The organism is Nonomuraea sp. NPDC049480 (genome assembly GCF_044465905.1).
Classification (GTDB): Bacteria; Actinomycetota; Actinomycetes; order Streptosporangiales; family Streptosporangiaceae; genus Nonomuraea.
In genome coordinates, this window is record NZ_JBITMD010000005.1 from 420,734 (window position 1) to 447,584 (window position 26,851).

Annotated in this window: 27 protein-coding genes; 16 read left to right on the top strand and 11 right to left on the bottom strand. The window is 71.0% G+C overall.

The annotated features are described in order from the left end of the window. Positions 1 to 49: 49 nt before the first annotated feature. From ACIBX3_RS18060 to thiE, 3 genes are read left to right on the top strand one after another with little or no spacing between them, the layout of a single operon-like run. Positions 50 to 1,213, top strand: coding sequence for an NAD(P)/FAD-dependent oxidoreductase (locus ACIBX3_RS18060; RefSeq protein ID WP_397118194.1), 1,164 nt, complete (start codon positions 50 to 52; stop codon positions 1,211 to 1,213). A 30-nt stretch (positions 1,214 to 1,243) separates the two neighbouring features. Then, positions 1,244 to 1,618, top strand: coding sequence for an Rv2175c family DNA-binding protein (locus ACIBX3_RS18065; RefSeq protein WP_397118196.1), 375 nt, complete (start codon positions 1,244 to 1,246; stop codon positions 1,616 to 1,618). Continuing rightward, a complete protein-coding gene (thiE, locus tag ACIBX3_RS18070; protein WP_397118198.1) occupies positions 1,596 to 2,237 on the top strand; it encodes a thiamine phosphate synthase in 642 nt (213 codons plus the stop codon). Before ACIBX3_RS18065 ends, thiE begins: the two co-directional genes overlap by 23 nt. Before the next feature lie 146 nt (positions 2,238 to 2,383). On the opposite strand, the gene ACIBX3_RS18075 is transcribed toward thiE, so the two are convergent. Then, complete coding sequence (locus tag ACIBX3_RS18075; protein ID WP_397118200.1) at positions 2,384 to 3,451, bottom strand: polyprenyl synthetase family protein; 1,068 nt, start codon at positions 3,449 to 3,451, stop codon at positions 2,384 to 2,386. Between the two features lie 109 nt (positions 3,452 to 3,560). On the opposite strand from ACIBX3_RS18075, the gene metF reads away from it, so the two are divergent. Next, a complete protein-coding gene (gene metF / locus ACIBX3_RS18080) occupies positions 3,561 to 4,481 on the top strand; it encodes a methylenetetrahydrofolate reductase [NAD(P)H] (RefSeq protein ID WP_397118202.1) in 921 nt (306 codons plus the stop codon). Between the two features lie 273 nt (positions 4,482 to 4,754). Here metF and ACIBX3_RS18085 read toward each other — a convergent pair whose 3' ends face one another. Next, entirely contained in the window at positions 4,755 to 5,330 is a 576-nt protein-coding gene (locus ACIBX3_RS18085; RefSeq protein ID WP_397118204.1) for a GNAT family N-acetyltransferase, read from the bottom strand. A gap of 10 nt (positions 5,331 to 5,340) precedes the next feature. After that, entirely contained in the window at positions 5,341 to 5,817 is a 477-nt protein-coding gene (locus tag ACIBX3_RS18090; protein ID WP_397118206.1) for a YbaK/EbsC family protein, read from the bottom strand. A gap of 98 nt (positions 5,818 to 5,915) precedes the next feature. Here ACIBX3_RS18090 and ACIBX3_RS18095 point away from each other — a divergent pair, with 98 nt between their 5' ends. Next, complete coding sequence (locus ACIBX3_RS18095; RefSeq protein WP_397118208.1) at positions 5,916 to 6,746, top strand: L,D-transpeptidase family protein; 831 nt, start codon at positions 5,916 to 5,918, stop codon at positions 6,744 to 6,746. Between the two features lie 96 nt (positions 6,747 to 6,842). Then, the gene (locus tag ACIBX3_RS18100; protein ID WP_397118210.1) at positions 6,843 to 8,516 is read left to right on the top strand and encodes a hypothetical protein; all 1,674 of its coding nucleotides are present in this window, start codon (positions 6,843 to 6,845) and stop codon (positions 8,514 to 8,516) included. 4 nt (positions 8,517 to 8,520) lie between these two features. Here ACIBX3_RS18100 and ACIBX3_RS18105 read toward each other — a convergent pair whose 3' ends face one another. Beyond that, positions 8,521 to 8,922 (bottom strand): winged helix-turn-helix transcriptional regulator, encoded by a 402-nt coding sequence (locus ACIBX3_RS18105; protein ID WP_397118212.1) that lies wholly within the window; start codon positions 8,920 to 8,922, stop codon positions 8,521 to 8,523. A gap of 74 nt (positions 8,923 to 8,996) precedes the next feature. Here ACIBX3_RS18105 and ACIBX3_RS18110 point away from each other — a divergent pair, with 74 nt between their 5' ends. After that, positions 8,997 to 9,872, top strand: a complete 876-nt coding sequence (locus ACIBX3_RS18110) for an NmrA family NAD(P)-binding protein (protein ID WP_397118214.1) — start codon at positions 8,997 to 8,999, stop codon at positions 9,870 to 9,872. Here the strand turns inward: ACIBX3_RS18110 and ACIBX3_RS18115 are convergent. Next, positions 9,855 to 10,382: a hypothetical protein gene (locus ACIBX3_RS18115; RefSeq protein ID WP_397118216.1), complete on the bottom strand. Its 528-nt coding sequence runs from the start codon at positions 10,380 to 10,382 to the stop codon at positions 9,855 to 9,857. The two genes, ACIBX3_RS18110 and ACIBX3_RS18115, sit on opposite strands and share 18 nt — an antisense overlap. Positions 10,383 to 10,414: 32 nt before the next feature. Next, a complete protein-coding gene (locus ACIBX3_RS18120; RefSeq protein ID WP_397118218.1) occupies positions 10,415 to 11,068 on the bottom strand; it encodes a TetR/AcrR family transcriptional regulator in 654 nt (217 codons plus the stop codon). A 97-nt stretch (positions 11,069 to 11,165) separates the two neighbouring features. Between ACIBX3_RS18120 and ACIBX3_RS18125 the strand changes: the two genes are divergently transcribed. The 3 genes from ACIBX3_RS18125 to ACIBX3_RS18135 all read left to right on the top strand — a co-directional run bounded on the left by ACIBX3_RS18125 (position 11,166) and on the right by ACIBX3_RS18135 (position 13,625). Further along, positions 11,166 to 12,356, top strand: a complete 1,191-nt coding sequence (locus ACIBX3_RS18125) for a cytochrome P450 (protein WP_397118220.1) — start codon at positions 11,166 to 11,168, stop codon at positions 12,354 to 12,356. A 6-nt stretch (positions 12,357 to 12,362) separates the two neighbouring features. After that, positions 12,363 to 12,557: a ferredoxin gene (locus ACIBX3_RS18130; protein ID WP_397118222.1), complete on the top strand. Its 195-nt coding sequence runs from the start codon at positions 12,363 to 12,365 to the stop codon at positions 12,555 to 12,557. A gap of 621 nt (positions 12,558 to 13,178) precedes the next feature. Then, the gene (locus tag ACIBX3_RS18135; protein WP_397118224.1) at positions 13,179 to 13,625 is read left to right on the top strand and encodes an SAV_6107 family HEPN domain-containing protein; all 447 of its coding nucleotides are present in this window, start codon (positions 13,179 to 13,181) and stop codon (positions 13,623 to 13,625) included. A gap of 301 nt (positions 13,626 to 13,926) precedes the next feature. Here the strand turns inward: ACIBX3_RS18135 and ACIBX3_RS18140 are convergent, their stop codons facing one another. Continuing rightward, entirely contained in the window at positions 13,927 to 14,088 is a 162-nt protein-coding gene (locus tag ACIBX3_RS18140; RefSeq protein ID WP_397118226.1) for a hypothetical protein, read from the bottom strand. Between the two features lie 376 nt (positions 14,089 to 14,464). On the opposite strand from ACIBX3_RS18140, the gene ACIBX3_RS18145 reads away from it, so the two are divergent. Beyond that, positions 14,465 to 14,848, top strand: coding sequence for a hypothetical protein (locus ACIBX3_RS18145; RefSeq protein WP_397118228.1), 384 nt, complete (start codon positions 14,465 to 14,467; stop codon positions 14,846 to 14,848). Between the two features lie 43 nt (positions 14,849 to 14,891). Here ACIBX3_RS18145 and ACIBX3_RS18150 read toward each other — a convergent pair whose 3' ends face one another. The 4 genes from ACIBX3_RS18150 to ACIBX3_RS18165 all read right to left on the bottom strand — a co-directional run bounded on the left by ACIBX3_RS18150 (position 14,892) and on the right by ACIBX3_RS18165 (position 19,444). Further along, entirely contained in the window at positions 14,892 to 15,386 is a 495-nt protein-coding gene (locus ACIBX3_RS18150; RefSeq protein WP_026214021.1) for a transcriptional regulator, read from the bottom strand. A 440-nt stretch (positions 15,387 to 15,826) separates the two neighbouring features. Next, complete coding sequence (locus ACIBX3_RS18155; RefSeq protein WP_397118230.1) at positions 15,827 to 17,251, bottom strand: amino acid permease; 1,425 nt, start codon at positions 17,249 to 17,251, stop codon at positions 15,827 to 15,829. Positions 17,252 to 17,261: 10 nt separating this feature from the next. Next, positions 17,262 to 18,197 carry a carbamate kinase gene (gene arcC / locus ACIBX3_RS18160; protein ID WP_397118232.1) on the bottom strand — a complete coding sequence of 312 codons (936 nt, stop codon included), beginning with the start codon at positions 18,195 to 18,197 and terminating at the stop codon, positions 17,262 to 17,264. 2 nt (positions 18,198 to 18,199) lie between these two features. After that, a complete protein-coding gene (locus ACIBX3_RS18165) occupies positions 18,200 to 19,444 on the bottom strand; it encodes an arginine deiminase (protein ID WP_397118234.1) in 1,245 nt (414 codons plus the stop codon). A gap of 171 nt (positions 19,445 to 19,615) precedes the next feature. On the opposite strand from ACIBX3_RS18165, the gene pyrR reads away from it, so the two are divergent. The 5 genes from pyrR (at position 19,616) to carB (ending at position 26,848) form a co-directional block, all read left to right on the top strand. After that, a complete protein-coding gene (pyrR, locus tag ACIBX3_RS18170) occupies positions 19,616 to 20,161 on the top strand; it encodes a bifunctional pyr operon transcriptional regulator/uracil phosphoribosyltransferase PyrR (RefSeq protein ID WP_397118398.1) in 546 nt (181 codons plus the stop codon). Then, entirely contained in the window at positions 20,158 to 21,075 is a 918-nt protein-coding gene (locus ACIBX3_RS18175; RefSeq protein WP_397118236.1) for an aspartate carbamoyltransferase catalytic subunit, read from the top strand. Before pyrR ends, ACIBX3_RS18175 begins: the two co-directional genes overlap by 4 nt. A 64-nt stretch (positions 21,076 to 21,139) precedes the next feature. Beyond that, positions 21,140 to 22,471: a dihydroorotase gene (locus ACIBX3_RS18180; protein ID WP_397118238.1), complete on the top strand. Its 1,332-nt coding sequence runs from the start codon at positions 21,140 to 21,142 to the stop codon at positions 22,469 to 22,471. Continuing rightward, entirely contained in the window at positions 22,468 to 23,574 is a 1,107-nt protein-coding gene (gene carA / locus ACIBX3_RS18185; protein ID WP_397118240.1) for a glutamine-hydrolyzing carbamoyl-phosphate synthase small subunit, read from the top strand. Before ACIBX3_RS18180 ends, carA begins: the two co-directional genes overlap by 4 nt. Next, positions 23,561 to 26,848 (top strand): carbamoyl-phosphate synthase large subunit, encoded by a 3,288-nt coding sequence (gene carB, locus ACIBX3_RS18190; protein WP_397118242.1) that lies wholly within the window; start codon positions 23,561 to 23,563, stop codon positions 26,846 to 26,848. Before carA ends, carB begins: the two co-directional genes overlap by 14 nt. Positions 26,849 to 26,851: the final 3 nt, after the last annotated feature.

A 26,851-nucleotide genomic window follows, 5' to 3' on the forward strand; every position in this document is an offset into this window, starting at 1 on the left:
TACGGCCTCGGTGCGACGGCCGGACACGGCCCCCGTTATGGTCTTGAACGTGAACCATGTCGTGGTGGTAGGAGCGGGCCTGGCGGGCGTTCGCACGGTGGAGGCGCTGCGCGGGCGGGGATTCGGCGGCAGGATCACCCTGATCGGCCAGGAGCGGCATCGACCCTACGACCGGCCGCCGCTGTCCAAGGCCGTGCTGTTCGGCGACGCCGAGACCAGTTTCGTCGACACCGACCTGACCGCGCTCGACGTCGCCTTCCGGCCGGGCGTCTGCGCCAAGGCGCTGCGCGAGGGCGTCGTGGAGACGACCGAGGGCGAGCTCGGCTACGACGGCCTGGTGATCGCCACCGGCGCCGAGCCGATCAGGCTCCCGGGAGACGGCCCCCAGCACGTGCTGCGCACCCTCGACGACGCCCACGAGCTCAGGGCGATGCTCGTGCCGGGGGCCAGGGTCGCGATCATCGGGGCCGGCTGGATCGGCGCCGAGGTGGCCACCGCCGCCCGCCGCGCCGGCTGCGCGGTCACGGTGATCGAGGCGGCCGCCACCCCGCTCGCGACCGCCGTCGGCACGGAGATCGGGGCCCGCACCCAGCGCTGGTACGACGGCATCGACCTGCGCCTCGGCACCATGGTCCGCTCCGTGGACGAGGGCGGCGTGCAACTGGTGGACGGCGAGTTCGTCGAGGCCCACGTCGTCGTGACCGGCATCGGCGTGCGCCCGGCCGTCGAGTGGCTGGCCGACGCCGACCTCGACCTGCACAACGGCGTCGTCGTCGACGAGCGCCTGCGCGCCTCGCTGCCGGACACGGTCGCCGTCGGCGACTGCGCCGCCTGGTGGTCGCGGCGCTTCCGTACCAGGCTCAGGGTCGAGCACTGGGACACCGCGCTCAACGCCCCCGAGGTCGCCGCCGCGACCCTGCTGGGGGAGGAGGCGGTGTACGATCCGGTGCCGTACTTCTGGTCCGAGCAGTTCGGGCACATGGTCCAGTACGCCGGGCACCATCCGGCGGGCGAGCGCCTCGTCTACCGCGGCGGTCCGGAGGGCAAGTGGTCGGCCGTCTGGCTCACCGAGGGCGACACGCTCGCCGCGGTGCTCGCCGTGGACCGGCCGCGGGATCTCGTACAGGGACGCCGGATCATCGACGCCGGCCACCGTCTCGACGTGGAACGCCTGGTAGATCCAGACGTATCCCTACGAGATTGTGTTGTTTGAGCAAGCACGGCATGTGGTAGTTGTGGTTTCGTGACGCTTTCTGTTGCACAGATCGACCGGGAGACCGAGCAGCTCGTCGACGAGTGGCTCACGCTCCCCGAAGTGGCCCGGTGCCTCGACGTTTCGATCGGCCGGGCCAAGCAACTCCTCAAGGACCACAAGCTCCTCGGCGTGCGCCGGGGGAGCGGTGGGCCGCAGGTGCCCGCGGTGTTCCTGGACGGGAAGGAAGTGATGAAGGGCCTGCCCGGCACACTGACCGTGTTGCAGGACGCCGGCTACGACGATGTCGAGTCGCTGCGCTGGCTCTTCACCCCTGACGACTCGCTGCCGGGATCTCCCATCGAGGCGATCAAGGCCGGCCGTCACACGGAGGTCAAGCGGCGTGCCCAAGCCCTCGCTTTCTGAGGCGCGCCTCTATCTCTGCACGGACGGCCGCCGCGACCGCGGGGACCTGGCAGAGTTCCTCGACTCGGTGCTGGCCGGCGGCGTGGACATCATCCAGCTGCGGGAGAAGGGCCTGGAGGCACGCGAAGAACTCGCACTCCTCGAAGTCTTCCGCGACGCCTGCGACCGGCACGGCAAGCTACTGGCCGTCAACGACCGGGCGGACATCGCCTACGCCGCCCGGCCCGACGTGCTCCATCTGGGGCAGGACGACCTTCCTGTGACGGTCGCGCGAGAGATGCTCGGCGACGACATCGTCATCGGACGGTCCACCCACTCCGCCGCCGAGGCTTCCGCCGCGGCGGTGGAGGAGGGCGTCGACTACTTCTGCTGCGGCCCCATCTGGCCCACGCCGACCAAACCCGGCCGCCCCGCCCCCGGTCCGTCGCTGCTGCGGCACGCGGCGTCACTGGGGACGTCGCGGCCGTGGTTCGGGATCGGCGGCATCGACCTCGGCAACCTGGACGAGGTCATGTCGTACGGGGCCGGCAGGGTCGTGGTGGTCCGCGCGATCACCGCCGCCGACGATCCCGGCGCGGCCGCCGCGGAGTTCGCCAAGCGGCTGTCCGCCGCCTCCTGACCCCGGGAGGACGGTCATCACGCGCGTGCCGCCGCCCGCCTGCGTGCGCCGGCCAACCCGGTGGCAGGCGAGCCGTGACGGCCCGGCATCGCGTGATGTGATCGCGACGGCCGGGCTCCGGTCATGGGTGAAGGAGCCGGGGCGGCTCAGGTCTTGCGTGAGGTGGCCGCGACGGCGAGCTCCGTCAGGGCCGTGCGGGCCTCGGGCGTGACGGGGGCCTGGTCGAGCGCGGTCAGGGCGTCGCCGAGGTAGTCGGCGATCAGGTCCTCGCACTCCTGCAGCGCGCCCGTGTCCTCGATGATCCGCCGCAGCGCGGCCACCCCGCGCTCGTCCAGCGCCGGATCCCCGAGCAGCCGCCGTACGGTCTGCGCGTCGCCGGAGGAGGCGGCCGCCAGGGTGCGGGCCACGAGCATCGTCCGCTTGCCCTCACGCAGATCGTCCCCCGCGGGCTTGCCGGTCTGCGCCGGGTCGCCGAACACGCCCAGGATGTCGTCACGCAGCTGGAACGCGATCCCGACCCGCCTGCCGTACCCGGTGCACAGCTCGTCCATCCACGGCGCGAGCTCCCGGGCGGCGAGCACCAGGCCGAGCCGGAGCGGCTGCTCCACGGAGTACTTGCCGCTCTTGAACAGCGCCACCCGCAGCGCCGACTCGAACGTGTTCTCCCCGTGCGCCTGCTCCAGCAGGTCCAGATACTGCCCGCACATCAGCTCCGTGCGCATGTGGTCGTGCACGGGCTGGGCCGCCTCCAGGGCCTCCGGCGGCAGGCCGCTGGTGCGCCACATCTCGCCGGACCAGATCAGCAGCAGGTTGCCCAGCAGGATCGCCGCGCCCTCGCCGAACTGCTCCGCCGAGCCGTGCCAGCCGGCCTTCTCATGCAGCGCCTGGAAGCGGCGGTGCGCGGCCGGCATGCCTCTGCGCAGGTCGCTCTTGTCCATCACGTCGTCGTGCACCAGCGCGCTGGCCTGCAGCAGCTCCAGCGAGGCCGCGGCGGTGAAGATCTCGGGCACGTCCGTGCCGCCCGCGCCGCGCCAGCCCCAGTAGCAGAACGCGGGCCGCAGCCGCTTGCCGCCGGCCAGCAGCTCCTCGGCGGCCGTGCGCAACGGCTCCAGATCGGGGTCGCCGGGGGCGGGGAACTGCCGTTCGACGAACCGGCCCAGGGCACGCTCCACCTGCGTGCGCAGGGCGTACATGCTCGCGGCGTCAGTGGTCATGCCTTGAGACTAGTGGCCGGGCGCACACACTCTGATATCGGCTCATGACCCGCGCCCGGCCGCATCCACGGCCTCGGGCTTCCGGCGGACTCCCTGTAGCCTGGTGGGCATGGCGCTTGGTCAACCCTCCATACGGCCCGATCGTGTTCCCACCGTCCGCGAGATGCTCGCCGCCGGTGGCCGCACATTCTCCTTCGAGTTCTTCCCCCCGAAGACCGACGAGGGCGAGCGGCAGCTGTGGCGGGCGATCAGGGAGCTGGAGTCGCTGCGGCCGACGTTCGTGTCGGTGACGTACGGCGCCGGCGGCTCGACCCGGGACCGCACCGTCGGCATCGTGGAGCGCATCGCCCACGACACCACGCTCACGCCCGTGGCGCACTTCACCGCGGTCAACCACTCGATCCGGGAGCTGCGCCACCTGGTGGGGCGCCTGGCCGACGCCGAGGTGCGCAACATCCTGGCCGTCCGCGGCGACCCCCCGGGCGACCCGAACGGCGACTGGGTCAAACACCCCGAGGGCGTGCTCTACGCCGAAGAGCTGGTGCGGCTGATCCGGCAGGCGGGCGACTTCTGCGTCGGCGTGGCCGCGTTCCCCTACAAGCACCCGCGCTCGCCGTCCATCGACTCCGACACCGAATACTTCGTGCGCAAGTGCCGCGCCGGGGCGGACTACGCGATCACGCAGATGTTCTTCCGCGCGGAGGACTACCTGCGGCTGCGGGACCGGGTGGCGGCCAGGGGCTGCGACACGCCGATCATCCCGTGCATCATGCCGGTCACGCAGATGAGCACGATCGCGCGCTCCGAGCAGCTGTCGGGCGCGCCGTTCCCGCCGGACGTGGCGGCGCGTTTCGAGGCGGTGGCGGACGATCCGGCCGCGGTGCGGCGGCTGGGCATCGACCACGGGGCCGAGCTGTGCCAGCGGCTGCTGGACGAGGGCGCGCCGGGGATCCACTTCATCACGTTCAACCGCTCCAGCGCGTCCCGCGAGGTGTTCCAGCGTCTCGAGCGGATTCCGCTCTCCGCCTGATCACCCCGTCGTCCTTTACGGCCGGCCACGGTCACCCAGACGCCGACCGGGGCTGAGGGCCTCCAGGGAGACGGTCTCTGACCCCGCACGGGGCCGGGCGCCGTGACGACGCCACGTGGGCCGGGGAAGTGGCGGGAAGCGTTGACCCGCCACCCGCCCGCAGGGGGACCGGGCGGGTGACGGGCAGGGGAAGGTTGACAATCGGTAATCGGTTGGTCACTTTCCGTAATGGAACGTGCCCCGGGTCACCCCGCGGTAAACCCACGCGTCATGTCAGGGCAAGGGAAGGGGACGCCCGGCGATCGCGTACTCCTCGTAGCCGCCCGGGAAGACGAACCTCGCCAGCAGGTCCGTGAAGCCGAGGCTGGCGTAGAGGTGGCGGGCGGCCGTGGGCTGGTCGTGGGTGGACAGGACGGCCGAGCGCTCGCGGCGGCCTGCGCACAACGTCTTGATCATGGCCCGCCCGATGCCCTTGCCCTGGTAGTCGGGGTGGACGTGGATCTCGGCCAGCTCGAACGCGTCCCCCAGCCAGGCGTTGGCGGCCTCCCTGCCCGACTGCTCGGTGAGCGCCCTGAATACCACGTCGTGCCACCACTGTCCGGGGGCGCCGTGGAAGCCGTACGCGAAGCCCACGATCTGAGATTTCTCCAGGTCGCCCGGGGCAGGGGATGAATTACGCAATTCTGCGAAATAACACTGGAAAAGGGGATATGTCGCGTGATTTCGCATGATGCTCTTGCGACCGGTGATCTGATCCCGGGGCGGGTTCATGGCTGCCGTGTAAACGTCGATCACCGCCTCCAGCCGCTCGGTGAACTCGGCCGGACCCGCCCCGCGAAACTCGATCACCCGTCGCACACTACTCGACGTCAACGGGGGTGCCCCCCGTGATGCGCACGAGCTCGTCGAACGTGGTCGGGAAGACCGTCAGCGGGTGCCCCCCGGCCGCCCACACCACCTCGTGCTTGCTCAACCAGTTGTCCACCAGGGTCCGGACCGGCGCCGGGTGCCCGACCGGGGCGACGCCGCCGATGGGCTGGCCGGTGGCTGCCCTGACGAACTCGGGGGTCGCGCGGCGCACCTTCCCGGCGCCCGCCGTGCGGGCGATGAGCTCGGTGTTCACCCGGTGCGATCCGCTGGTGAGGACCAGCAGCGGCTCGCCGTCGGCGTCGAAGATCAGGCTGTTGGCGATCGCCCCCACCTCGCAGCCCAGCTGGGCTGCCGCGGTCGCCGCCGTGGGCGCCTTCTCGGGCAGGACGACGATCTCGCCGGTCGCCCCGAGCTCGCGCAGCGCGGATTCCACGACGACGGCATTCGCCGGCAACTTCTCAGACATGGTGACACTCTAAACAGATTGACCGCTTGATTACCGATTCATGGTGACTGGTGTAGGGTCCTTTGATCGTTGTTCGACGGGTGTGAGAGGTGGTACCGGTGGGGGCTGGACGGCTGCCCGGGATGGCTGCTCTGCTGACGGCTGGCGCCGTCGTACTCTCGGGCTGCGGAACGCAGGCGCCGCAACGCGCGCAGGCGTCGCCCGTCATCACCAAGGCGGTGCCCGCCGCCACGTGGACCACTTCGGCAGGCGGGCGATCCGGCCCGTCCGCGACGGCGGTCACCGCGCCGCGCAAGACGCTCAAGCTGGGCGCCAAGGGCGAGGCCGTCACCTGGATGCAGAAGCGGCTGACCGAGCTGGGCTACCGTCCCGGCAAGGCCGACGGCAGGTACGGCGGCACGACGCTGGCCGCCGTGTGGGCGTTCCAGAAGGTCAACGGCATCAGGCCGACCAGCACGATCGCCAAGCGGACCTGGACTGCCCTGGAGAGCCCGAAGTTCCCCAAGGTGCTGGTCAGGAACGGCAAGGCGACCCGCGCCGAGGTCAACCTGACCAAGCAGATCATGGTCCTGTACGTCGGCGGCGAGGCCAAGCTGATCACCCACATCTCCTCCGGCAGCGGCGTCCCGTACTGCGAGACCACCGAGTGGCAGGGCAAGGAGCAGCGGTTCTGCGGCTCGGCCCGCACGCCGACCGGAAACTACCGGACGACGTGGCGCAAGAGCGGCTGGCACACGTCGTACCTGGGCCGGCTGTACAACCCGATCTTCTTCAACGGCGGAATCGCCTTCCACGGCGCGCTGTCGGTGCCGCTCTACCCGGCCTCGCACGGGTGCGTGCGCATGCCGATGAACGTGGCCCAGGTGCTGCCCGGCATGCTCGGCAAGGGTGTCCCGGTGCACGTCAAGGGCGCGTTCAAGCGCCCGTGAGCCGCCGCCGCTGACATAACGCCCGCATAACCGGATCGCGTGACATGCGGGTTATGGATCTTTTGCTGGACTCCCTCCTGACTTCAGGGGGGATCCATGACAACGGTGTCCATATCCCGCGTGCCGGAAATCGCGCGGCGGGAGGAGAAACGGCCCCGGCGGCTGTGGTGGCTGCCGGCCGTGGGGTGGGCGGCGCACGTGGCGCTGCGGCTGTGGCTGTACCGCTATCACGCGGGGCCGGTGGCGAACCCGGACGAGACCGGATACCTGCTGGCCGCCCGGTGGCTGGCGGGCGGACCGGGCGCGGATCTGAGCGGCTCGACGTTCTACCAGGGCGGGTACGCGTTGCTGATCGTCCCGGTCTTCTGGCTGACGTCCGATCCGGTGGTGGCGTACCGGATGGTGGTCGTGGCCGGGTCGATGGCGGCCGCGGGCGCCTGCCCGCTGGCGTACGCGCTGCTGCGGCGCCTGGCGGTGGGGCGGCGGACGGCGCTGGTCATGGCGTTCGCGGCGGGACTGTCGCCGGCGCTGCTGGTGTTCGCGGGGCTGGCGCTGGCCGACGCGATCCTGCCCTCTCTCGTGCTGGCCTGGCTCGTCGCGGTGCACGACCTGGCCGCGCGCGGCTCGGTCAAGGCAGGGGCGGTGGCAGGGGCGCTGGCGGGCTACGCGACGGCGGTGCACCTGCGGGGGATGATCGTCCTGGCGGTGTGCGTGCTGGTCGTCGTGGTGCTGATCAGGCGGGTGCCACGGGCGGCCGCCGCCGCGGCGCTGGGGAGCGCGGGGCTGGCGACGGTGGCGGGGCAGGCGCTCAACGGGGCGCTGGCCGCCGCGCTGTACCCGGACGGGGCGCGTGACCTGTCCGGGATGCTGGCCGCCCGGCTGACGAGCGTTGACGGGCAGGCGTGGGCGCTGTCGGGGGCGGCCGGGCAACTCTGGTACCTGATCGCGGCCACGTGGGGGCTCGCGGGCATCGGGCTGGCGGGCGCGGCGGTTCTGCTCGTACGCCGGGCCGCGCCGCTCCCGCACCGCGTGCTGGCCGGTGCGCTGCTGGCCACGACCCTGGGCATCGCGTACGCCTCGTCGGCCGCGCTGCCGGACGAGCACCGGGTGGGCAACTACGCCTACGGCCGCTACCTGGCCTGCGCCGCGGTGGCCTGGACGCTGGCGGGGCTGGTCGTGCTGCTCCGGTGCGGGCGGGCGGCGGCGGCGCGGCACGCGCTGGCCGCCGCGGGGCTGCTGGCCGTGACGGGCGGTGTGGCCGCCGGGTACGCCGGGGACCGCCTCGAACGCTACGCCTTCATCGCGTTCGACTTCCCCGAGGCGATGTTCCTCAGCGGGGTTCGCGACGCGTTCGACATGCCCGCCGCCTCCGTCTCCGCCCTGGTCCTGCTGGGCTCCCTGACCGCCCCGGCCCTGCTCCTTGCCCGCCGGGGCGGGCTGCTCGCCGTGGGCGTGCTGGCGATGATCAACATCGCGTTCACCGTGGACCTGGCCCCCGCGACCCCGTCGGCGTCCGGCCGGGACTGGCTGCCCGCGCCGCCCCCGGGGCGGGTGGCGGTGGATCGGCGGGTGAAGTGGAACATGTGGGTGCCGCTGGCGCACCGGGTGTGGTGGACCGAACTGGAGCTCTACCACGGCACGCCGCCGTCCGGCGCCTGCACCGCGATCGTCCCGCGGGACGCCGGCCCGCCGCCGGCCGGATGGACCGCGACCGGCGAGGGCGGCGCCCGGCAGGGCTGGACGAGCTGGTCCAACCGGCGCTGCCGGTAGCTCCTCAGTCCTCGTCCGGGTGCGTGGCGTCCCAGTGCTCGCGGGCCTCCGCCATGGCGCCCTTGTGCTCGCGCGACCAGTCGGCCAGCCGCTCGATCGCCTCGGCCAGGCTGCGGCCGATCGGCGTCAGCCGGTATTCGACCTGCGGCGGGATCGTCGGGTACGCCGTGCGCTCCACCAGCCCGTCACGGCACAGCCGCCGCGTCGTCAAGGTCAGCATGCGCTGGGAGATGCCGGGAATCGCCCGGTGCAGCTCTCTGAACCGCCGCACCCCCTTGGCCAGCTCCACCATCACCAGCACCGTCCACTTGTCGCCGATCCGGTCCAGCACGTCCCGGATCCCGCAGTCGTCATCCCCGCACGGGCCGCTGACCTGGAGGGTTACGCCCGTGTGCGCGACTGACATGAGAGTGCCTCCTTACGGTGGGCGCGCGAGCACGCCCATGCTTTTCACCTGCACATCAACACTAGGGGTGTCTCATGATTCTCGTTACGGGCGTTTCCGGGGCATTGGGCGGGGCGATTCTCGACGGGCTGCGGGCCGTCGACGGTCTCGACGTCGCCGGGGCCAGCAGTTCCGGCGACGGCGGCGCGGTGCGGCACGCGGACTTCGACCGGCCCGGGACGTTGGAGCCGGCGTTCGCGGGCGTGGACGTGCTGGTGTTCGTGTCGGCCGGGTACGCCGAGGACGACGTCGTCCTGGCCCGCCACGGCGCCGTGGTGCGGGCGGCCGCCGCCGCGGGCGTCAAGCACGTGATCTACACCAGCCTGGCCGGATCCGGCGAGCGGCTCACCATCGCCCTCGCGCACCGGTGGACGGAGGCGCGGCTGGCCGAGGCGGCGTTCGACGTCACCGTCCTGCGCAACGGCCTCTACGCCGAGATCCCGGCCGACCTGGCGCTGGCCGGGGCCGCGGCGGCGGCCGAGAGCGGGGTGTTCGCCGCGCCGTTCGGCGACGGGCGGCTGTCGGTCGTGGCCCGCGACGACCTCGCCGCCGTGGCCGTGCGCGTGGCCGCCGAGGTCTGGGCCGACCTGGCCGCCGGGGCGCCCCGGCGGCACGCGGGGAAGACGTACGAGCTGGAGGGGGTGGGCGCGGTCGGCGGGACGGACCTCGCCGAGGTGCTGGCCGGAGTGGTGGGGCGGCCCGTTGAATACCGGACCGTGTCCCTGGGCGACGTGCGGCCGCTGCTGGCGGGGCTGGAGCCGTACCGGGCGGGGCACACGGTTTCGACGTTCTCCAACATCAAAGCCGGGCTCCTGGAGGCCGGGCGCAGCGACCTGCCCGCCTTCCTGGACGCGCCGCGACCGGTGCGGGACCTGATCGCGGCGCACGTCACCTCACGGCTGCGAGGCTGACGGCACGGCGCTCTCGTCCCCGGCCTTGGAGGTGCGCCTGCCCGCCAGCACCAGGCCGACCGCCTGCGCGAGGCCGGCGGCGGGCAGGAGGAAGGCCGTGGCCGCCTGCCAGGACGGTATGCCGTCCTCGAAGTCGGGCTTGTCGTAGAGGCCGGCGAGGGCGCGCACGGGATCGGCGAGCGCGACCAGGAATCCCAGCGCGTACGGCAGGATCAGGAAGCCCGACAGGACCAGTAGGAACGTGCGCCCCCGGGTCCGCCGCCGCAGGAGCACGCCGATGGCCACGTAGGCGACCGCGACCGCGCCCACCAGCAGCGCGATCCCCAGGATCACCCGCCAGGCGTCCACCCCCAGCGACGTCAGGCCATCCGCGCCGACCAGGCCGCCCTCCCACTGTGCTCCGTTGACCTGCGCCTTCGCGGCCGCCTGGATGGCCGAGCGGTTGACGGCCGCGTACGCCGCCACCAGCAGCGGCCCCAGCGCCAGCAGGACGAGACCGACGCGCGCCATCCGCGTTCCTCTCCGCTCGGGGCTTCGAGGATTCAGCTTGCCATCCCGGGCGCGCCCGCGCGTACCCGCGCCGCGGCCTGCTCGTCGAGGGACCGCAGCCCGCCCAGCGTGAGCTCGGCCGCGCGGCGGGCGGTCCCCCAGATCTGCTCGATCGACCGATCGTGCTCCAGGTTGGCCATCACGGCCAGCTTGACCGAGCCGATCAGCGAGCCCACCGCGGTCGCCGCCTCGACCAGGTCCAACTCTCCGGGGAAGGCGTCGTGCAGCGCCCTGGCCAGCTTGAGCTGGCTGTCGAACAGCAGCAGCAGCGCCCGCCCCTGCAACGCCGGCTCCGTCATGATGAGCCGCGTGCGCAGCCGCGCCTCCTCCGGCGTCAGGTCCCCATCCTGGGCCGCCCAGTCGAAGCTCGCCTCGATCAGCCTCAGCAGCAGCGCGGAGGGCGTCTCACCGGGCCTCCTGGTGGCCAGCAGCGCCAGCGCCTTCTCCAGCCGCTCCGGCCCGTCGTGGAAGACCAGGTCCTCCTTGCTCGCGAAGTAGCTGAAGAACGTCCGCGTCGACACCTCGGCCTCGGCGGCGATCTCCGCCAGCGTGGTCTCGGCGTAGCCCTTCTCCTCGAACAGCCGGAGCGCCGCCTCGATCAGCGCCCGGCGTGTGCGCTGTTTCTTGCGCTCCCGCAGTCCCGCCATGCGCGAACTATACTGCACAGCATAGGGTTTTTCATGCATTGTAAATTTGCATTGATTGAGGTTTTCTGGAGGAACGAACCTGGAAAGGAGCCACGGCATGTCTGATCTGACCCTGCCCATCGCACGGCAGCGCCCGCTGGACCCGCCCGAGGAGATCATCGAGCTGGGACGTCAAGCGCCGATGCACCCCATGACGTACGCCGACGGCCACGTCGGCTGGCTCGTCACCGGCTACACGGCGGCCCGCGCGGTGCTGGCCGATCCGCGCTTCAGCAACCGGCCGGACAACATGCACCCGCCGATCGCCTCCAGGATGGACCTCCTCAAGAAGGGGGAGTTCCGGGTGCCGCCGGGGTTCTTCCTGCGTACCGACCCGCCCGAGCACACCCGCTTCCGCAAACTGCTCACCGGGCAGTTCACCGTACGCAGGATGAAGCTGCTCGAGCCCAGGGTCGCCGAGATCACCGACGCCTGCCTGGACGAGATGGAGGCCGCCGGCGGGCCCGTGGACCTGGTGCAGGCGTTCGCCCTGCCGATTCCCTCACTGGTGATCTGCGAGCTGCTCGGGGTCCCGTACGAGGACCGCGCCCGGTTCCACGAGGACGCCAAGGTGCTGGTCAACCTCGAGACCAAGGCCGAGGACGCGCTGGCGGCGCTGGGCAGCACCATGGCCTACCTGCACGGCCTGATCCAGCGCAAGCGCAAGGAGCCGGCCGACGACCTGCTCAGCGGGCTGATCGAGAGCGGGGAGCTCGATGACGAGGAGCTCACCGGGGTCGCGTTCCTGCTGCTGGTGGCGGGGCACGAGACGACCGCCAACATGCTCGGGCTGGGGACGTACGCGCTGCTCACGAATCCCGATCAGCTCGCCGCCATGCGGGACGACCCGTCCGTGGTCGGCAACGGCGTCGAGGAACTGCTGCGCTACCTCACGATCATCCACCTCGGCCCCTTCCGCGTCGCCCTGGAGGACGTCGAGATCGAGGGCAACCTGATCGAGGCGGGTCAGATGGTCGGCATCCAGCTGCCCGCCGTCAACCGCGACCCCTCGCGCTTCCCCGGCGGCGAGACCCTCGACGTCGCACGGTCCGCGAGCGGGCACATGACGTTCGGCCACGGCATCCACCAGTGCCTCGGCCAGCAGCTCGCCCGCATCGAAATGCGCATCGCCTATCCTGCGCTGCTGCGGCGCTTCCCTGGCCTACGCTTGGCCGTAACACCCGAGGAGGTGCCGATGCGGTCGGATATGAGCATCTATGGAGTGCACCGCCTCCCAGTCACTTGGTAGGTCACCATGGAAATCAAGGCAGATACGACGGTGTGCATCGGGGCGGGCATGTGTGCGCTGACGGTGCCGCAGGTGTTCGATCAGAGTGAGGACGAGGGCACGGTGGTGGTGCTGCTGGAGGGTGAGGTGCCGGAGAAGCTGGAGGACGCCGTCCGCCGCGCCGTGACCCTGTGCCCCTCGGGAGCCATCTCCGTCTCCTGACACCGGGCCGCGCCCCGCGCCGGCCCTTTGACACCCCCCTGAACCACCGGCCGTCGCCGCGACCCGGCCCTGCGGCGACGGCCCACTCCCGCCTCCTGCGCGGCTCCCGCTCGACGCGGGCACAGCGTTCAGACGGCATGGCGGCCCCCCTCGCCACGCGCGAATTCCACCCGCATGGCGCGCCCGGCCTGGCCATGAACCGACACGGGGTGAACGACACGAAACGGGCTCCCTCCGTCACCTGACTCCGCCGATAGGAGGCCTTTCGGGGTGTGGCGGTCTTTCCCGTTCAAGGTCATCGAACCTATGTTCGTGGAACAGATTGACAAGTCAGCGTGATCGAAATTATGTTCGACCTAGTGGCGGTGAGGCTCGCGGCTCAACGTCACAGGACCTGGTCGCGGGCCGTTCGCTTCCCCAAGCGAGCCCCGTGGCCAGGCTCCGAGGGCGAAGGGCGCGTCCTCGTCGTCGGCGGAGACGAGCGGGCGTGTCCTGGCCGGACGGGGAGAGGGGAAGCTCCTCGTCCGGCCGGCTCGGCGGAAATGTCGGTGGCGTCTGCAAGTGTTGGCTCCACCGGCGGAGACGCCGGCAGCGGCCCACGACTCCAAGGAGGCGCGCAAGATGGCACCACGGCCTAGAGACACGCCCGGGCCCCGGCTGTCGCCTGCGGTTCGGGCACATCTGACCGATTCACGTTCCTGCCTGGCGGAGGCGAGCAGCGCTCGCACCCCGGCATCCCGATATGTGGCCGCCCACCTGGCAGCCCTTCGGGCGGCGGCGGCGATCCTGGCCGCCCGTCCCCGTCCGGCGGAGGGCCGCAGGCGCAGGCTGCGCAGCGCTTGGGAGCAGTTGCCGGAGGCCGAGCCGCACCTGGCCGAATGGGCCGCCTACTTCTCGGTGAGCGCCGCCAAGCGCGCCGCCGCGGAGGCGGGCATGGTCAGCAGGGTCAGCGCGGCCGACGCCGACGAGATCCTGGCCGAGGCGGAGACCTTCGTCTCCACGGTGGAGGACCTCCTCGGCGTCCCTTCCCAACCCCAACTCCCCGTCAACGTCCCTCTGGCAGGCTGACCCCCGACCTGGACACCCCGGGAGCGCCACGTCTCCCAGGGACGCCATGAGGCTGCCTGCCACGCACGTGGTGCCGTGACGGTGCCCGCCTGCGGTCCCCGTGAGGGCACCCGACGCATGCGTTCCGTCGTGGTGATGCCGCTTGTGGCCGCGCATCGGTGCTCACCTGCGGGTTCTGCGAGGGCGACTGCTCGCGGGTTCCAGGAGGCGCCTGATCGCCTGGCGTCTGTAGTGACGGTGCGGCCTGCGGCCGTTTCAGCCGGTTCTGGCGGGCGCGGCGACGGCCGCCCGATTCGCCCCTCTACCCGCGGTTGCCCGGCTGGTCAACCACTCTCGTCTCCAGGCGGGCGGTCCAGCCCAGCGGGGTGCCCGCCTTGACCGTTCCCACCTTGTCGCTCGGGAAGGTGCGGTCGGCGACGCTCTCGCCGTACGTGCCTAGGAACCGGTAGCCGTCGGAGCTCACGATGATCTCGAACCGCTCCCATGCGCCGGTGTAGACGAACGCCGTGCCATGGCCGCGAACGCCTCAGGGACGTCATGGGACCGGCGGATGAGCTCGGCGTCGTCGGCCTCGACCAGTTTCTCCGGTTGCGTGCTTGTCATGCCTGCTGTTTCCCGATCCCCGCAATCAGGTTCTCGCCCGCGAACTCGCGGGCGGCAGCAGACCGGTCCGCTTCCCGCGGAAAGGCCGGTGTGACATTGATCACCGCTGACCGGGTGATGGTCGCGGGCGGCTCCGGGCCGCGGGCGTGGCGGCGGAGGGGCGGCCGACGGCGAGGCGCTGCTGACGGACGGCAGCAGGCTCATGCGGCGCGGCCCTCAGGCGGGCGCCGTGCTCAATGCCGCCGGTCGCTGTGGAGGCGGTCTGGACGTTCCGGTCGGCGCGCACGGCTCGACGGGAGCCGCTCCCGCTCGCGGCGGTCAGGTACGCCCCTGAGGGGCTGGACAGGTGCGCCCCTGAGGGGCTGGACGGGTTCAGCCGGGCCCGGCCCGGCTCGATCACCCCGCTGCCGATCTGGATCGAGGGCGCGCCCGCCAGGGTGACGTCGCTGGAGGTTTCCGGCGACGACGGAACCACCTGGCAGCGGATCCCGGTGACGGACAAGGCCGCCACGGTGCGCAACCCGCAGGTGGCGGGCTTCGTCTCGCTCCGGGTGACCGCGTGGGGCGCGGCGGGGACCGAACTGACTCAAACGATCATCCGCGCCTACGCCGTCGGCTGACGGGACCGCCGGAGGGCACGACACACCCTCCGGCGACGTGGCCTCAGAAGGACTCGACGGCCCGGCGGGCCTCGGCGTCCAGGACGCCCCAGCTGATGAGCTCCTCGGTCAGCTCGCTGGGCGACTTGTCGTAGATCACGGCCAGGGAGCGCAGGTCCTCCTGGCGGATCGACAGGACCTTGCCGTTGTAGTCGCCACGCTGGCTCTGGATCGTGGCGGCGTACCGGGCCAGGGCCCCCGCCTTCTCCTTCGGCAGTGTCGCGAGCCGCTCCAGGTCGATCACAAGCTTGGGCGTCGGCCCGAGCGGGCTGGGGGCGGCTCCGCCCGGCAGCAGCTCGGAGACGGGCACCCCGTAGAAGTCGGCAAGCTCGGCAAGCTTCTGCACCGTGACCGCTCGGTCGCCACGCTCATAGGAGCCGACGACCACGGCTTTCCACCGGCCACGCGACTTTTCCTCGACTCCATGCAGGGACAGGCCCTGCTGGGTGCGGATTGCGCGGAGTCGTGCACCCAGCGACTTTGCGTACTCAGACGGCATCGTGTCGGCCCCCCGGCTCTCGTGTTATCGCTCTCAGTAGATTGTGCTCCCTCGCGGCATATGCCCGGGCCACCGGGGGTCCGGTGCCAGGCTCGGCACCATCGGTAGCCATGGCCCTGGGTTTACCCCAGAACGCCGCGAGGTGTGGTTACGCACAGTGACGGTAAAGGGGCGGACGCCGCAGGTCAAGCTGATTGGAAAAAAGATGCCGAATCCGGTCCGGTACTGAACGCCACAAACGCCCCACATGTCCCGGAAGTAACACTAATTCGTCACAGTTTGCCGATAAAAGTCACCCAGTCAGGGCTGTCAGGTGAGAATCATGACAGGGCGTGTCGAGGTCTGGACGATCTTGAGCGAGGCATCCCCGGGAAGACCCGCCTGAGTGGCCCGGTGTCGCTCGAAGCGCATATGATCATCTCGCCGGGGAGCCACGAGCTTCATTCGCTCACTTCGGCATTCAGCCGCGAATGCCCGTAGCCGTACAGGAAGTAGCAGACCAGGCCCGCGAGCATCCACAGCCCGAACGCCGCCCAGGTGACCCCGGCCAGCCCCGCCATCACCAGCGCGCAGAAGACCGCGCCCAGCACCGGCGTGGCGGGGAAGAGCGGGACGCGGAAGCTGCGCGGCAGGTCAGGGCGGCGGCGGCGCAGGACGAGCACGCCGATGTTCACCAGGGCGAAGGCGAACAGCGTGCCGATGCTCGTCGCCTCCGCGAGTTGCCCCAGCGGCACCAGCCCCGCCAGCACCGAGATGAACAGCGCGACGATGAGCGTGTTGGCGACCGGGACCTGGCGGCGCGGGTCGACCCGCTGGAAGACGCGCGGGATGAGCCCGTCGCGGGACATCGCGAACAGGATGCGCGTCTGCCCGTAGATGACGGTCAGGACGACGCTCGCGATGGCGATGACCGCGCCGAACGACACGATCAGGCCGGGCCAGGTCGCGCCGGCGGCCAGGTCCGCGATGTACGACAGGCTCGCCTCGGTGCTCTCCGGGTCGAACGCCGTCCACGGCATCGCGCCCACGGCGGCCACCGCCACCAGGACATAGACGGCGGTCACGATGGCCAGCGACAGGATGATCGCCAGGGGCAGGTCGCGCCGCGGGTTCCTGGCCTCCTCGCCCGCGGTGGAGGCGGCGTCGAAGCCGATGTAGGAGAAGAACACCTGTGAGGCCGCCGCCGTGATCCCGGCCACCCCCATGGGGGCTAACGGCGCCAGGTTGCCCGACCGGAACGCGGTGAACGCCACCACGCAGAAGAACAGCAGCACCGCGACCTTGATCAGCACGAAGACGGCGTTGGCCGTGGCGCTCTCCGAGGCGCCGTACAGCAGCAGCCAGGTGGCCAGCAGCACGATGACGATCGCGGTGACGTTGATCACACCGCCGTCCTGGCCGGGGGAGCGGGTGATCGCGGCCGGCAGCGTGACGCCGAACAGCGACCGCAGGAACGAGTTGAGGTATTCGCCCCAGCCCACGGCCACGGCCGCGACGGACACGGCGTACTCCAGCATGAGACACCAGCCGCAGATCCACGCCACCAGCTCGCCCAGCGTCGCGTAGGCGTACGAGTACGACGAGCCGGACACCGGGATCGTCCCGGCCAGCTCCGCGTACGACAGGGCCGAGAACAGCGCCGTGATCGCGGCCAGCACGAACGACAGCACCACCGCCGGACCCGCCTTCGGCACCGCCTGCCCGAGGATGACGAAGATGCCGGTGCCGAGCGTGGCGCCCACGCTGAACAGCGTCAGCTGCCACAGTGACATCGTGCGCCGCAGTTCGCCGCCCTCGCCGTGCCCGCCCTCGGCCACGAGCCGTTCCGTGGGCTTGGTGCGCAAGAGCCGCCGGGCCAGTGCCACGGGACACCCCCTACAGCGTGCTCGTCAGCGGCCACCTGCCGTTGGGTGTCACGATCGTTCCCGCCGAGCCGTCAAGTATGCGCTCCGCCTCGTCCAGCTTCCCGATGGCGGCCATGTCGCCCGTCGTCTCCACGAACCGGCACGCCGCCTCCACCTTCGGCCCCATCGACCCGGCGGGGAACTCCAGGGCCCGCAGCTCGTGCGGCGTGGTGTGGGCGATCTCGCTCTGGTGCGCCGTGCCGTACCCCCGCAGCACCCGGGGCACGTCGGTCAGGCTCAGGAACGCGTCGCACTCCAGCGCCTCGGCGAGCACCGACGCCGCCAGGTCCTTGTCCACGACCGCCTCGACGCCGGTCAGCCGGCCGCGCTCGTCGCGGACCACGGGGATGCCGCCGCCGCCCGCGCAGATCACCACCACGCCCTCGCGGACCAGCTTGTGGATCAGGCGGGTCTCGACGATGCGGCGCGGGGCGGGGGAGGGGACGACGCGCCGCCAGTACGGGCCGTCCTTCTCCACCGTCCAGCCGTATTCGGCGGCCAGCTTCTCCGCCTCCTCCCGCTCGTAGACCTGGCCGACGAACTTGGACGGGCGCTCGAAGGCGGGGTCCACGGCCGTGACCAGCGTCTGCGTGACCACGGCGAGGACCTGCCGGCCGGGCAGCGCGTTCTGCAGCGCCTGCTGCATCCAGTAGCCGATCATGCCCTGCGTCTGCGCGCCGAGCGTGTCGAACGGGTACGGCCTGGTCAGGTTCGGGTCCGCGGCGCTCTCCAGGGCCAGCAGGCCCACCTGGGGGCCGTTCCCGTGGGTGATGACGAGCTCGTGCTCGCCCGCCAGCCGGGCCAGCGTCTTGACGGCCGCGCTGACGTTGGCGATCTGCACGTCGGCGTCGGGCGGCTGGCCGCGCCTGAGCACCGCGTTGCCGCCCAAGGCCACGATGACGCGCACGCTCAGATCCCGTCCCGCTCCAGCGGGCAGCTCATGCAGCGCGGCCCTCCGCGGCCCCGGCCGAGCTCGCTGCCCCTGATCGTGATCACTTCGATGCCGTTGTCGCGCAGGTAGTTGTTGGTGGTGGTGTTGCGCTCGTACGCGACCACCACGCCCGGCTCCAGGGCCAGCCCGTTGCAGCCGTCGTCCCACTGCTCCCGCGCGGCGGCGCGCACGTCCTGCGTCGGCGTGAGGACCGTGATGTCGCCCATGTCCAGCGCGTGGGCGATGGCCTTGTGCATGTCCTCCGGAGGATGGTCGGTGAACTTGAGCTCCTTGTGGGTGCCGCCGGGCTCGATCGTGTACGCGGGCAGCATGCCCAGGCCCGCGTACTTGGTGAACACCCCGACGTCCAGCATCGTCATCACGGTGTCGAGATGCATGAACGCCCGCGCCTTGGGCATGTTCAGCGCCACGATCCTGCGTGCGGAGCCGGCCCGGAACAGCCGCTGCGCGAACATCTCGACCGCCTGCGGCTGCGTGCGTTCGCTGATCCCGATCAGCACCGCGCCGCGCCCGATGACGAGCACGTCGCCGCCCTCCATGGTCGCCGGCGCCGCCTGGTGGCCCGGCATCCAGCAGTGGTAGCCGCCGTGCTCCGGCCGGTTGAACCCCTTCGCGAACATCGGGTGGTACATGTAGACGGCCTCCATGTTGACCGTCTCCCGCCTGCGGGCCTTCTTCCGCATCGCGTTGATCGACACGCCGTCGTACACCCAGCAGGAGGTGTCCCGGGTGAACAGGTGGTTGGGCAGCGGCGGCATGATGAAGTCGTCGTCGCCCAGCGTGTGGAAGGTCACCGACTGCGGGTCGCAGCCCAGCTCGACCAGCTCCCGCTTCGTGATGCCGCCGGTCAGGTAGACCTGCAGCGTCGCCGCGTCCATGGCGTCGAGCGTGTTGCGGATGTCGTCGATCGCCACCGGGCCCAGCCAGTGCTCGTCGATCACCGCGTCGAGGATGTGCTTGCGGGCCTCGGGGATGTCGACCGTCTCCTTGAGCAGGACGTCCAGCAGGTGGACGGTGATGCCCCGCGCGCGCAGCACCTGCTGGAACTCCTCGTGCTCCTCCATGGCGCGCTGGACCCACAGGACGTCGTCGAACAGGAACTCGTCCTTGTTGGCCGGGCTCAGCCGCTTGAGCGCCAGGTCGGGCTTGTGGAGGAGGACCTGGCGCAGCGGCCCGACCTCCGAATCGACGTGGAATGTCATCTTTGCGGTATCCCCTCGAGCAGGCCGGATCTCACGCGTTCCGCCGCGGCGCGTCGGCGGGCGCCACGGTAGGGCACTCGCGTTGTTCCTGGTAGCCCCTGGTACTGTGTGTCCCGACCAACACCCTTTTAAAACCCGTCCCGTGAGGCGGGAAAGGTGGTGAGCTTCGTCATGTCCGACTCCAGGGCAGTCCTGGAAGCCCCCGACGTCCACCGGGCGCTGACCCGGATCGCGCACGAGATCCTCGAGCGCACCAAGGGCGCCGGTGACGTCGTCCTCCTCGGCATCCCCACCCGCGGCGCGACCCTCGCCCGCCGGCTCGGCGACCGCATCGAGCAGTTCGAGGGCGTCAAGATCCCCGTCGGCTCGATCGACATCACGATGTACCGCGACGACCTGCGGCTCAGACCGGCCCGGCCGCTCGGCCGCACCGAGCTGCCGTCCGACGGCATCGACGGCAAGATCGTCGTACTCGTCGACGACGTCCTCTACTCCGGACGCACCGTGCGCGCCGCCCTCGACGCGCTCAACGACCTCGGCCGCCCCACCGCCGTCCAGCTCGCCACGCTGGTCGACCGCGGCCACCGCGAGCTGCCCATCCGCGCCGACTACGTCGGGAAGAACCTCCCCACGGCCAAGAGCGAGAAGGTCAAGGTCTACGTGCAGGAGATCGACGGGCGCGACGCCGTGCTTCTCATGAAGGGGGACACCCTGTGAACCGGCATCTGATCTCCGCGGGCGACCTCGCCAAGGACGACGCGCTCCTCATCCTCGACACCGCCGAGGAGCTGGCGAGGGTCTCGGAACGTTCCATCAAGAAACTGCCGACGCTGCGCGGCCGGACCGTGGTCAACCTGTTCTTCGAGGACTCCACGCGGACGCGCATCTCGTTCGAGGCGGCGGCCAAGCGGCTGTCCGCCGACGTGATCAACTTCTCCGCCAAGGGCTCGAGCGTGTCCAAGGGCGAGTCGCTCAAGGACACCGCGCTCACCCTCGAGGCCATGGGCGCCGACGCGGTCGTCATCCGCCACAGCGCCTCCGGCGCGCCGCACCGCCTGGCCACCTGGGTGCGCGGCAGCGTCGTCAACGCCGGCGACGGCACCCACGAGCACCCCACGCAGGCCCTGCTCGACGCCTTCTCCATGCGCCGGCGGCTGGGCGCCCTCGAGGGGCGCCGGGTCACGATCGTCGGGGACGTGCTGCACAGCCGGGTCGCCCGCTCCAACGTGCTGCTGCTGCACACGCTCGGCGCCGAGGTCACCCTGGTCGCGCCGCCGACGCTGCTGCCGGTGGCGGTGGGGAGCTGGCCGTGCGAGGTGTCGTACGACCTCGACGCGGTGCTGCCCAAGTCGGACGCGGTGATGATGCTGCGGGTGCAGAAGGAACGGATGAACGCCGCTTACTTCCCTTCGGAGCGTGAATACTCGCGGCGGTACGGTCTCGATCGCGACCGGTTCGCGAAGATGCCGGACGAGGCGATCGTCATGCATCCCGGGCCGATGAACCGGGGGATGGAGATCGCCGCCGAGGTGGCCGACTCGGCGCGCTCCACGATCGTGGAGCAGGTCGCCAACGGGGTGACCATCCGCATGGCCGTCCTGTACCTGCTGCTCGGGGGAGAGATCGCGTGAGTGAGCGCAGCGAACGAACCAATGGGCACAGCATCTTGATCATTGTGCCGGCGAAGGAGGCGTAATGATCATTCGCAACGTCAGGATTCTGGGCGGGGAGCTGGTTGACCTCCGGGTCTCCCAGGGGGTCATCGCCGCGATCACTCCCGCCGACCCCCCGTCAGGCGCGGTCAGTGGCGACCGGCCTTTCGGGGACCAGGGGGACGATCTCGTGGTCGACGGTGGCGGGGCGATCGTGCTGCCCGGGCTGGTGGATCTCCACACGCACCTGCGCGAGCCGGGCCGTGAGGACGCCGAGACCGTGCAGACGGGGACGCAGTCGGCGGCCCGCGGTGGCTACACCGCCGTGCACGCCATGGCCAACACCTCGCCCGTCGCCGACACCGCCGGCGTCGTGGAGCAGGTCTGGCGGCTCGGCCGCGAGTTCGGGCACTGCGACGTGCATCCGGTCGGCGCCGTCACCGTCGGCCTGGAGGGCAGGCAGCTGGCCGAGCTGGGCGCGATGGCCGACTCGGCCGCCCGCGTGCGCGTCTTCTCCGACGACGGCAAGTGCGTGGACGACGCGGTGCTGATGCGCCGCGCCCTGGAGTACGTCAAGGCGTTCGACGGCGTCGTCGCCCAGCACGCCCAGGAGCCCAGGCTCACCGAGGGCGCCCAGATGAACGAGGGCGTGATCTCCGGCAGGCTCGGCCTGACCGGCTGGCCGGCGGTCGCCGAGGAGGCGATCATCGCCCGCGACTGCCTGCTGGCCGCCCACGTCGGCTCCCGGCTGCACGTCTGCCACGTCTCCACGGCCGGCTCTGTCGAGATCCTCCGCTGGGCCAAGTCCAAGGGCTGGAACATCACCGCCGAGGTCACCCCGCACCACCTGCTCCTCACCGACGACCTGGTGGAGGAGTCGCCGGTGGGCGCCTACAACCCGATCTACAAGGTCAATCCGCCGCTGCGCACCCGCGCCGACGTCGAGGCGCTGCGCGCCGCGCTGGCCGACGGCACGATCGACGTCGTCGCCACCGACCACGCGCCCCACCCGATCGAGGACAAGGAGAGCGAGTGGTCGGCCGCGGCCATGGGCATGGTCGGGCTGGAGACCGCGCTCAGCGTCGTCCAGGAGGCCATGGTCGAGACCGGCCTGCTCGACTGGGCGGGCGTCGCCCAGCGCATGTCCGTCGTGCCCGCGCGTATCGGACGCCTGGCCGGGCAGGGGCAGCCGCTGGAGGTGGGTGCTCCGGCCAACATCACGCTGTACGACCCGTCCGTGCGCACCGAGGTGGACCCCTCCGCCTTCGCGTCGAAGAGCAGGAACACCCCCTACGAAGGCATGACGCTGCCCGGCAGGGTGGTGGCCACGTTCCTGCGCGGCAGGCCGACCGTACTCGAAGGGAAGCTGGTTTGAACACAGCGGTGCTCGTCCTGGAAGACGGCCGCGTCTTCCACGGATCCGCCTACGGCGCCGAAGGCGAGACGTTCGGCGAAATGGTCTTCAACACCGGCATGACCGGCTACCAGGAGACCCTCACGGACCCCTCCTACCACCGGCAGATCGTCGCCATGACGGCCCCGCACATCGGCAACACGGGCGTCAACGACGAGGACCCTGAGTCGCGGCGCGTGTGGGTGGCCGGCTACGTCGTGCGCGAGCCGTCCAGGATCGTCTCCAACTGGCGGGCCAACCGCTCGCTGGACGACTACCTCAAGGAGCAGGGCGTCGTCGGGATCGCCATCTCCGGCACCCGCGCGCTCACCCGCCACCTGCGCGAGCGCGGCGCCATGCGCGCCGGGATCTTCACCGCGCCCGCCGAGCCGGTCGAGGAGCTCGTCGAGCGGGTGCGCACCTCGCCGCGCATGGAGGGCGCCGCCCTGGCGCCCGAGGTCTCCACGACCGAGCCGTACGTCGTCCCGGCCATCGGCGCGAAGAAGTTCACGGTCGCGGCCGTGGACCTGGGCATCAAGGGCATGACGCCGCAACGCATGGCCGAGCGCGGCTGCGAGGTGCACGTGCTGCCCGCCGACGCCACGTTCGAGCAGATCATGGCGGTCGAGCCGGACGGCGTCTTCCTGTCCAACGGGCCCGGCGACCCGGCCACCGTGGACGTCTCCGCCCTCCAGAAGGTCCTGGACGCCCGGATGCCGTTCTTCGGCATCTGCTTCGGCAACCAGATCTTCGGCCGGGCCCTGGGGCTGTCCACGTACAAGCTGCGTTACGGCCACCGCGGCGTCAACCAGCCCGTCCAGGACGTGCGGACCGGGAAGGTGGAGATCTCGGCGCACAACCACGGGTTCGCGGTGGACGCGCCGCTCGACGGGCCGTTCGACACCCCGTACGGGCCGGCCGAGGTGAGCCACGTCAACCTCAACGACCGCTGCGTGGAGGGCCTGCGGCTGCTCGACGGGCGGGCCTTCAGCGTCCAGTACCACCCCGAGGCCGCCGCCGGGCCCCACGACGCCGCCTACCTTTTCGACGAGTTCTGTGAGGTCATGAGCCGTGCCCAAGCGTGAGGACATCAGGTCAGTCCTGGTGATCGGCTCGGGGCCGATCGTGATCGGCCAGGCGTGCGAGTTCGACTACTCGGGCACCCAGGCGTGCCGGGTGCTGCGGGCCGAGGGCTTCCGCGTCATCCTGGTCAACAGCAACCCGGCGACGATCATGACGGATCCCGAGTTCGCCGACGCCACGTACGTCGAGCCGATCACCCCCGAGTTCGTCGAGAAGATCATCGCCAAGGAGCGCCCTGACGCGCTGCTGCCCACCCTGGGCGGGCAGACGGCGCTCAACACGGCGGTCGCACTGCACGAATCCGGCGTGCTGGACAAGTACGAGGTCGAGCTGATCGGCGCCGACTTCGAGGCGATCCAGGCGGGGGAGAACCGCGAGCGGTTCAAGGAGATCGTCGCCAAGGTCGCCCGCGAGCACGGGCTCAACGCCGAGTCGGCCAGATCGGTCATCTGCCACACGATGGACGAGGTGCTGGCCGGCGCCGAGGAGCTCGGCTACCCGCTGGTCGTCCGGCCGTCGTTCACGATGGGCGGCGCCGGGTCCGGGTTCGCGTACACCGAAGAAGACCTGCGGCGCATCGCCGGGTCCGGGCTGGACGCCTCGCCGACCACCGAGGTGCTCCTGGAGGAGTCGATCCTCGGGTGGAAGGAGTACGAGCTCGAAGTCATGCGCGACAAGCATGACAACGTGGTCATCGTGTGCTCCATCGAGAACATCGACCCGATGGGCGTGCACACCGGCGACAGCGTCACCGTCGCGCCCGCGCTGACCCTGACCGACCGCGAATACCAGAACATGCGCGACGTCGCCATCGCGGTCATCCGCGAGGTCGGCGTGGACACCGGCGGCTGCAACATCCAGTTCGCGGTCGACCCGCGCACCGGCCGCATGATCGTCATCGAGATGAACCCGCGCGTGTCCCGGTCCTCCGCGCTGGCCTCCAAGGCCACGGGCTTCCCGATCGCGAAGATCGCGGCCAAGCTGGCCATCGGCTACACGCTCGACGAGATCCCCAACGACATCACCAAGGAGACCCCGGCCTCCTTCGAGCCGACGCTCGACTACATCGTGGTCAAGGTGCCGCGCTTCGCGTTCGAGAAGTTCCAGGGCGCCGACCAGACGCTCACCACGCACATGAAGTCCGTGGGCGAGGCCATGGCCATCGGCCGCTCCTTCCCCGAGGCGCTGCAGAAGGCGCTGCGGTCGCTGGAGAAGAAGGACTCCTCCTTCACCTGGGCCGGTTCCCCGGGTGACAAGGCCGAGCTGCTGGAAAGCTGCCGGACCCCGCACGACGGGCGGCTGCGCACGATGCAGCAGGCCATCAGGGCGGGCGCCACGCCCGAGGAGCTGTTCGAGGCGACGAACGTGGACCCGTGGTTCATCGACCAGCTCTTCCTGATCGACGAGGAGGCGCGGGCGGTCGCCGAGGCGCCGGAGCTGACCGCCGAGGTGCTCCAGCGGGCCAAGCACCACGGCTTCGGCGACGTGCAGATCGGCGAGATCCGCGGCATCGACGAGGCGCGGGTGCGCGACCTGCGGCACGCGCTCGGGCTGCGGCCGGTCTACAACACGGTGGACACCTGCGCGGCCGAGTTCGCCGCCAAGACGCCGTACCTCTACTCCACCTACGACGAGGAGACCGAGGTCCCCTACGGGGAGCGGCAGAAGGTCATCATCCTCGGCTCCGGGCCCAACCGCATCGGGCAGGGCATCGAGTTCGACTACGCGTGCGTGCACGCCTCGTTCGAGCTGTCCAGGGCCGGGTTCGAGACCGTCATGGTCAACTGCAACCCCGAGACCGTCTCCACCGACTACGACACCTCCGACCGGCTCTACTTCGAGCCGCTCACGCTGGAGGACGTCCTGGAGGTCGTGCACGCCGAGCAGCAGACCGGGCCGGTCGCGGGCGTGATCGTGCAGCTCGGCGGCCAGACGCCGCTGGGCCTGGCGCAGGCGCTCAAGGACGCCGGGGTGCCCGTCGTGGGCACCTCGCCGGAGTCCATCCACCTGGCCGAGGAGCGGGGCGCGTTCGGGCGGGTGCTCGCCGAGGCCGGCCTGCCCGCGCCCAAGCACGGCACCGCGCTGACCGTGGCCGAGGCCCTGGAGATCGCCGAGGAGATCGGCTATCCCGTGCTCGTGCGGCCCTCGTACGTGCTCGGCGGAGCCGGCATGGCCATCGTGTACGACGACGCGACGCTCACCACCTACATGGCGCGCCAGGAGGGCGGCCACCCGGTGCTGGTCGACAAGTTCCTCGACGAGGCCATCGAGATCGACGTCGACGCCCTCTACGACGGTGAGGAGCTCTACCTCGGCGGCGTCATGGAGCACATCGAGGAGGCCGGCATCCACTCCGGCGACTCGGCGTGCGCCCTGCCGCCCATCACGCTCGGCAGCCACGACATCAAGCGCATCCGCGCCGCCACCGAGGCCATCGCCCGCGGCGTGGGCGTGCGCGGGCTGCTCAACGTCCAGTACGCCATGTCGGCCGGCGTCCTGTACGTCCTGGAGGCCAACCCGCGCGCCTCCCGTACGGTGCCGTTCGTGTCCAAGGCCACGGCGACGCCGCTGGCCAAGGCGGCGGCCCGGGTGATGCTCGGCGCCACCGTCGCCGGGCTCCGGGAGGAGGGCATGCTGCCGGCCACCGGGGACGGCGGCACGCTGCCCCTCGACTCCTCCATCGCGGTCAAGGAAGCGGTGCTGCCGTTCAACCGGTTCCGCGGCGTGGACACCGTCCTGGGGCCCGAGATGCGCTCCACGGGCGAGGTCATGGGCATCGACGAGTTCTTCGGGATCGCGTACGCCAAGTCGCAGGCCGCCGCCTACGGCGAGCTCCCCACCAAGGGACGCGCGTTCGTGTCCGTGGCCAACCGCGACAAGCGTGCGATGATCTTCCCTGTGAAGGCGCTGGCGGATCTCGGCTTCGAGATCCTGGCCACCGAGGGCACCGCCGAGGTGCTGCGCCGCAACGGCGTCCATGCCAAGATCGTGCGAAAGCACAGCGAGGGTCCTGGTCCCGGAGGTGAGCCAACGAGCGTGCAGGCCATTCTCGACGGCGAGGTCGACCTGATCGTCAACACACCCTTCGGCAGCCCGGGACAGTCGGGGCCGCGGCTCGACGGCTACGACATCCGCACCGCCGCCGTGCTGCGCGGCATCCCGTGCATCACCACGGTGGCGGGACTCGCCGCGGCCGCCGCGGGCATCCAGGCGATCGTACGCGGCGACGTGGGCGTACGGTCTCTCCAGGAGCACGCGCAAGCACTCCGGGGCTGACCC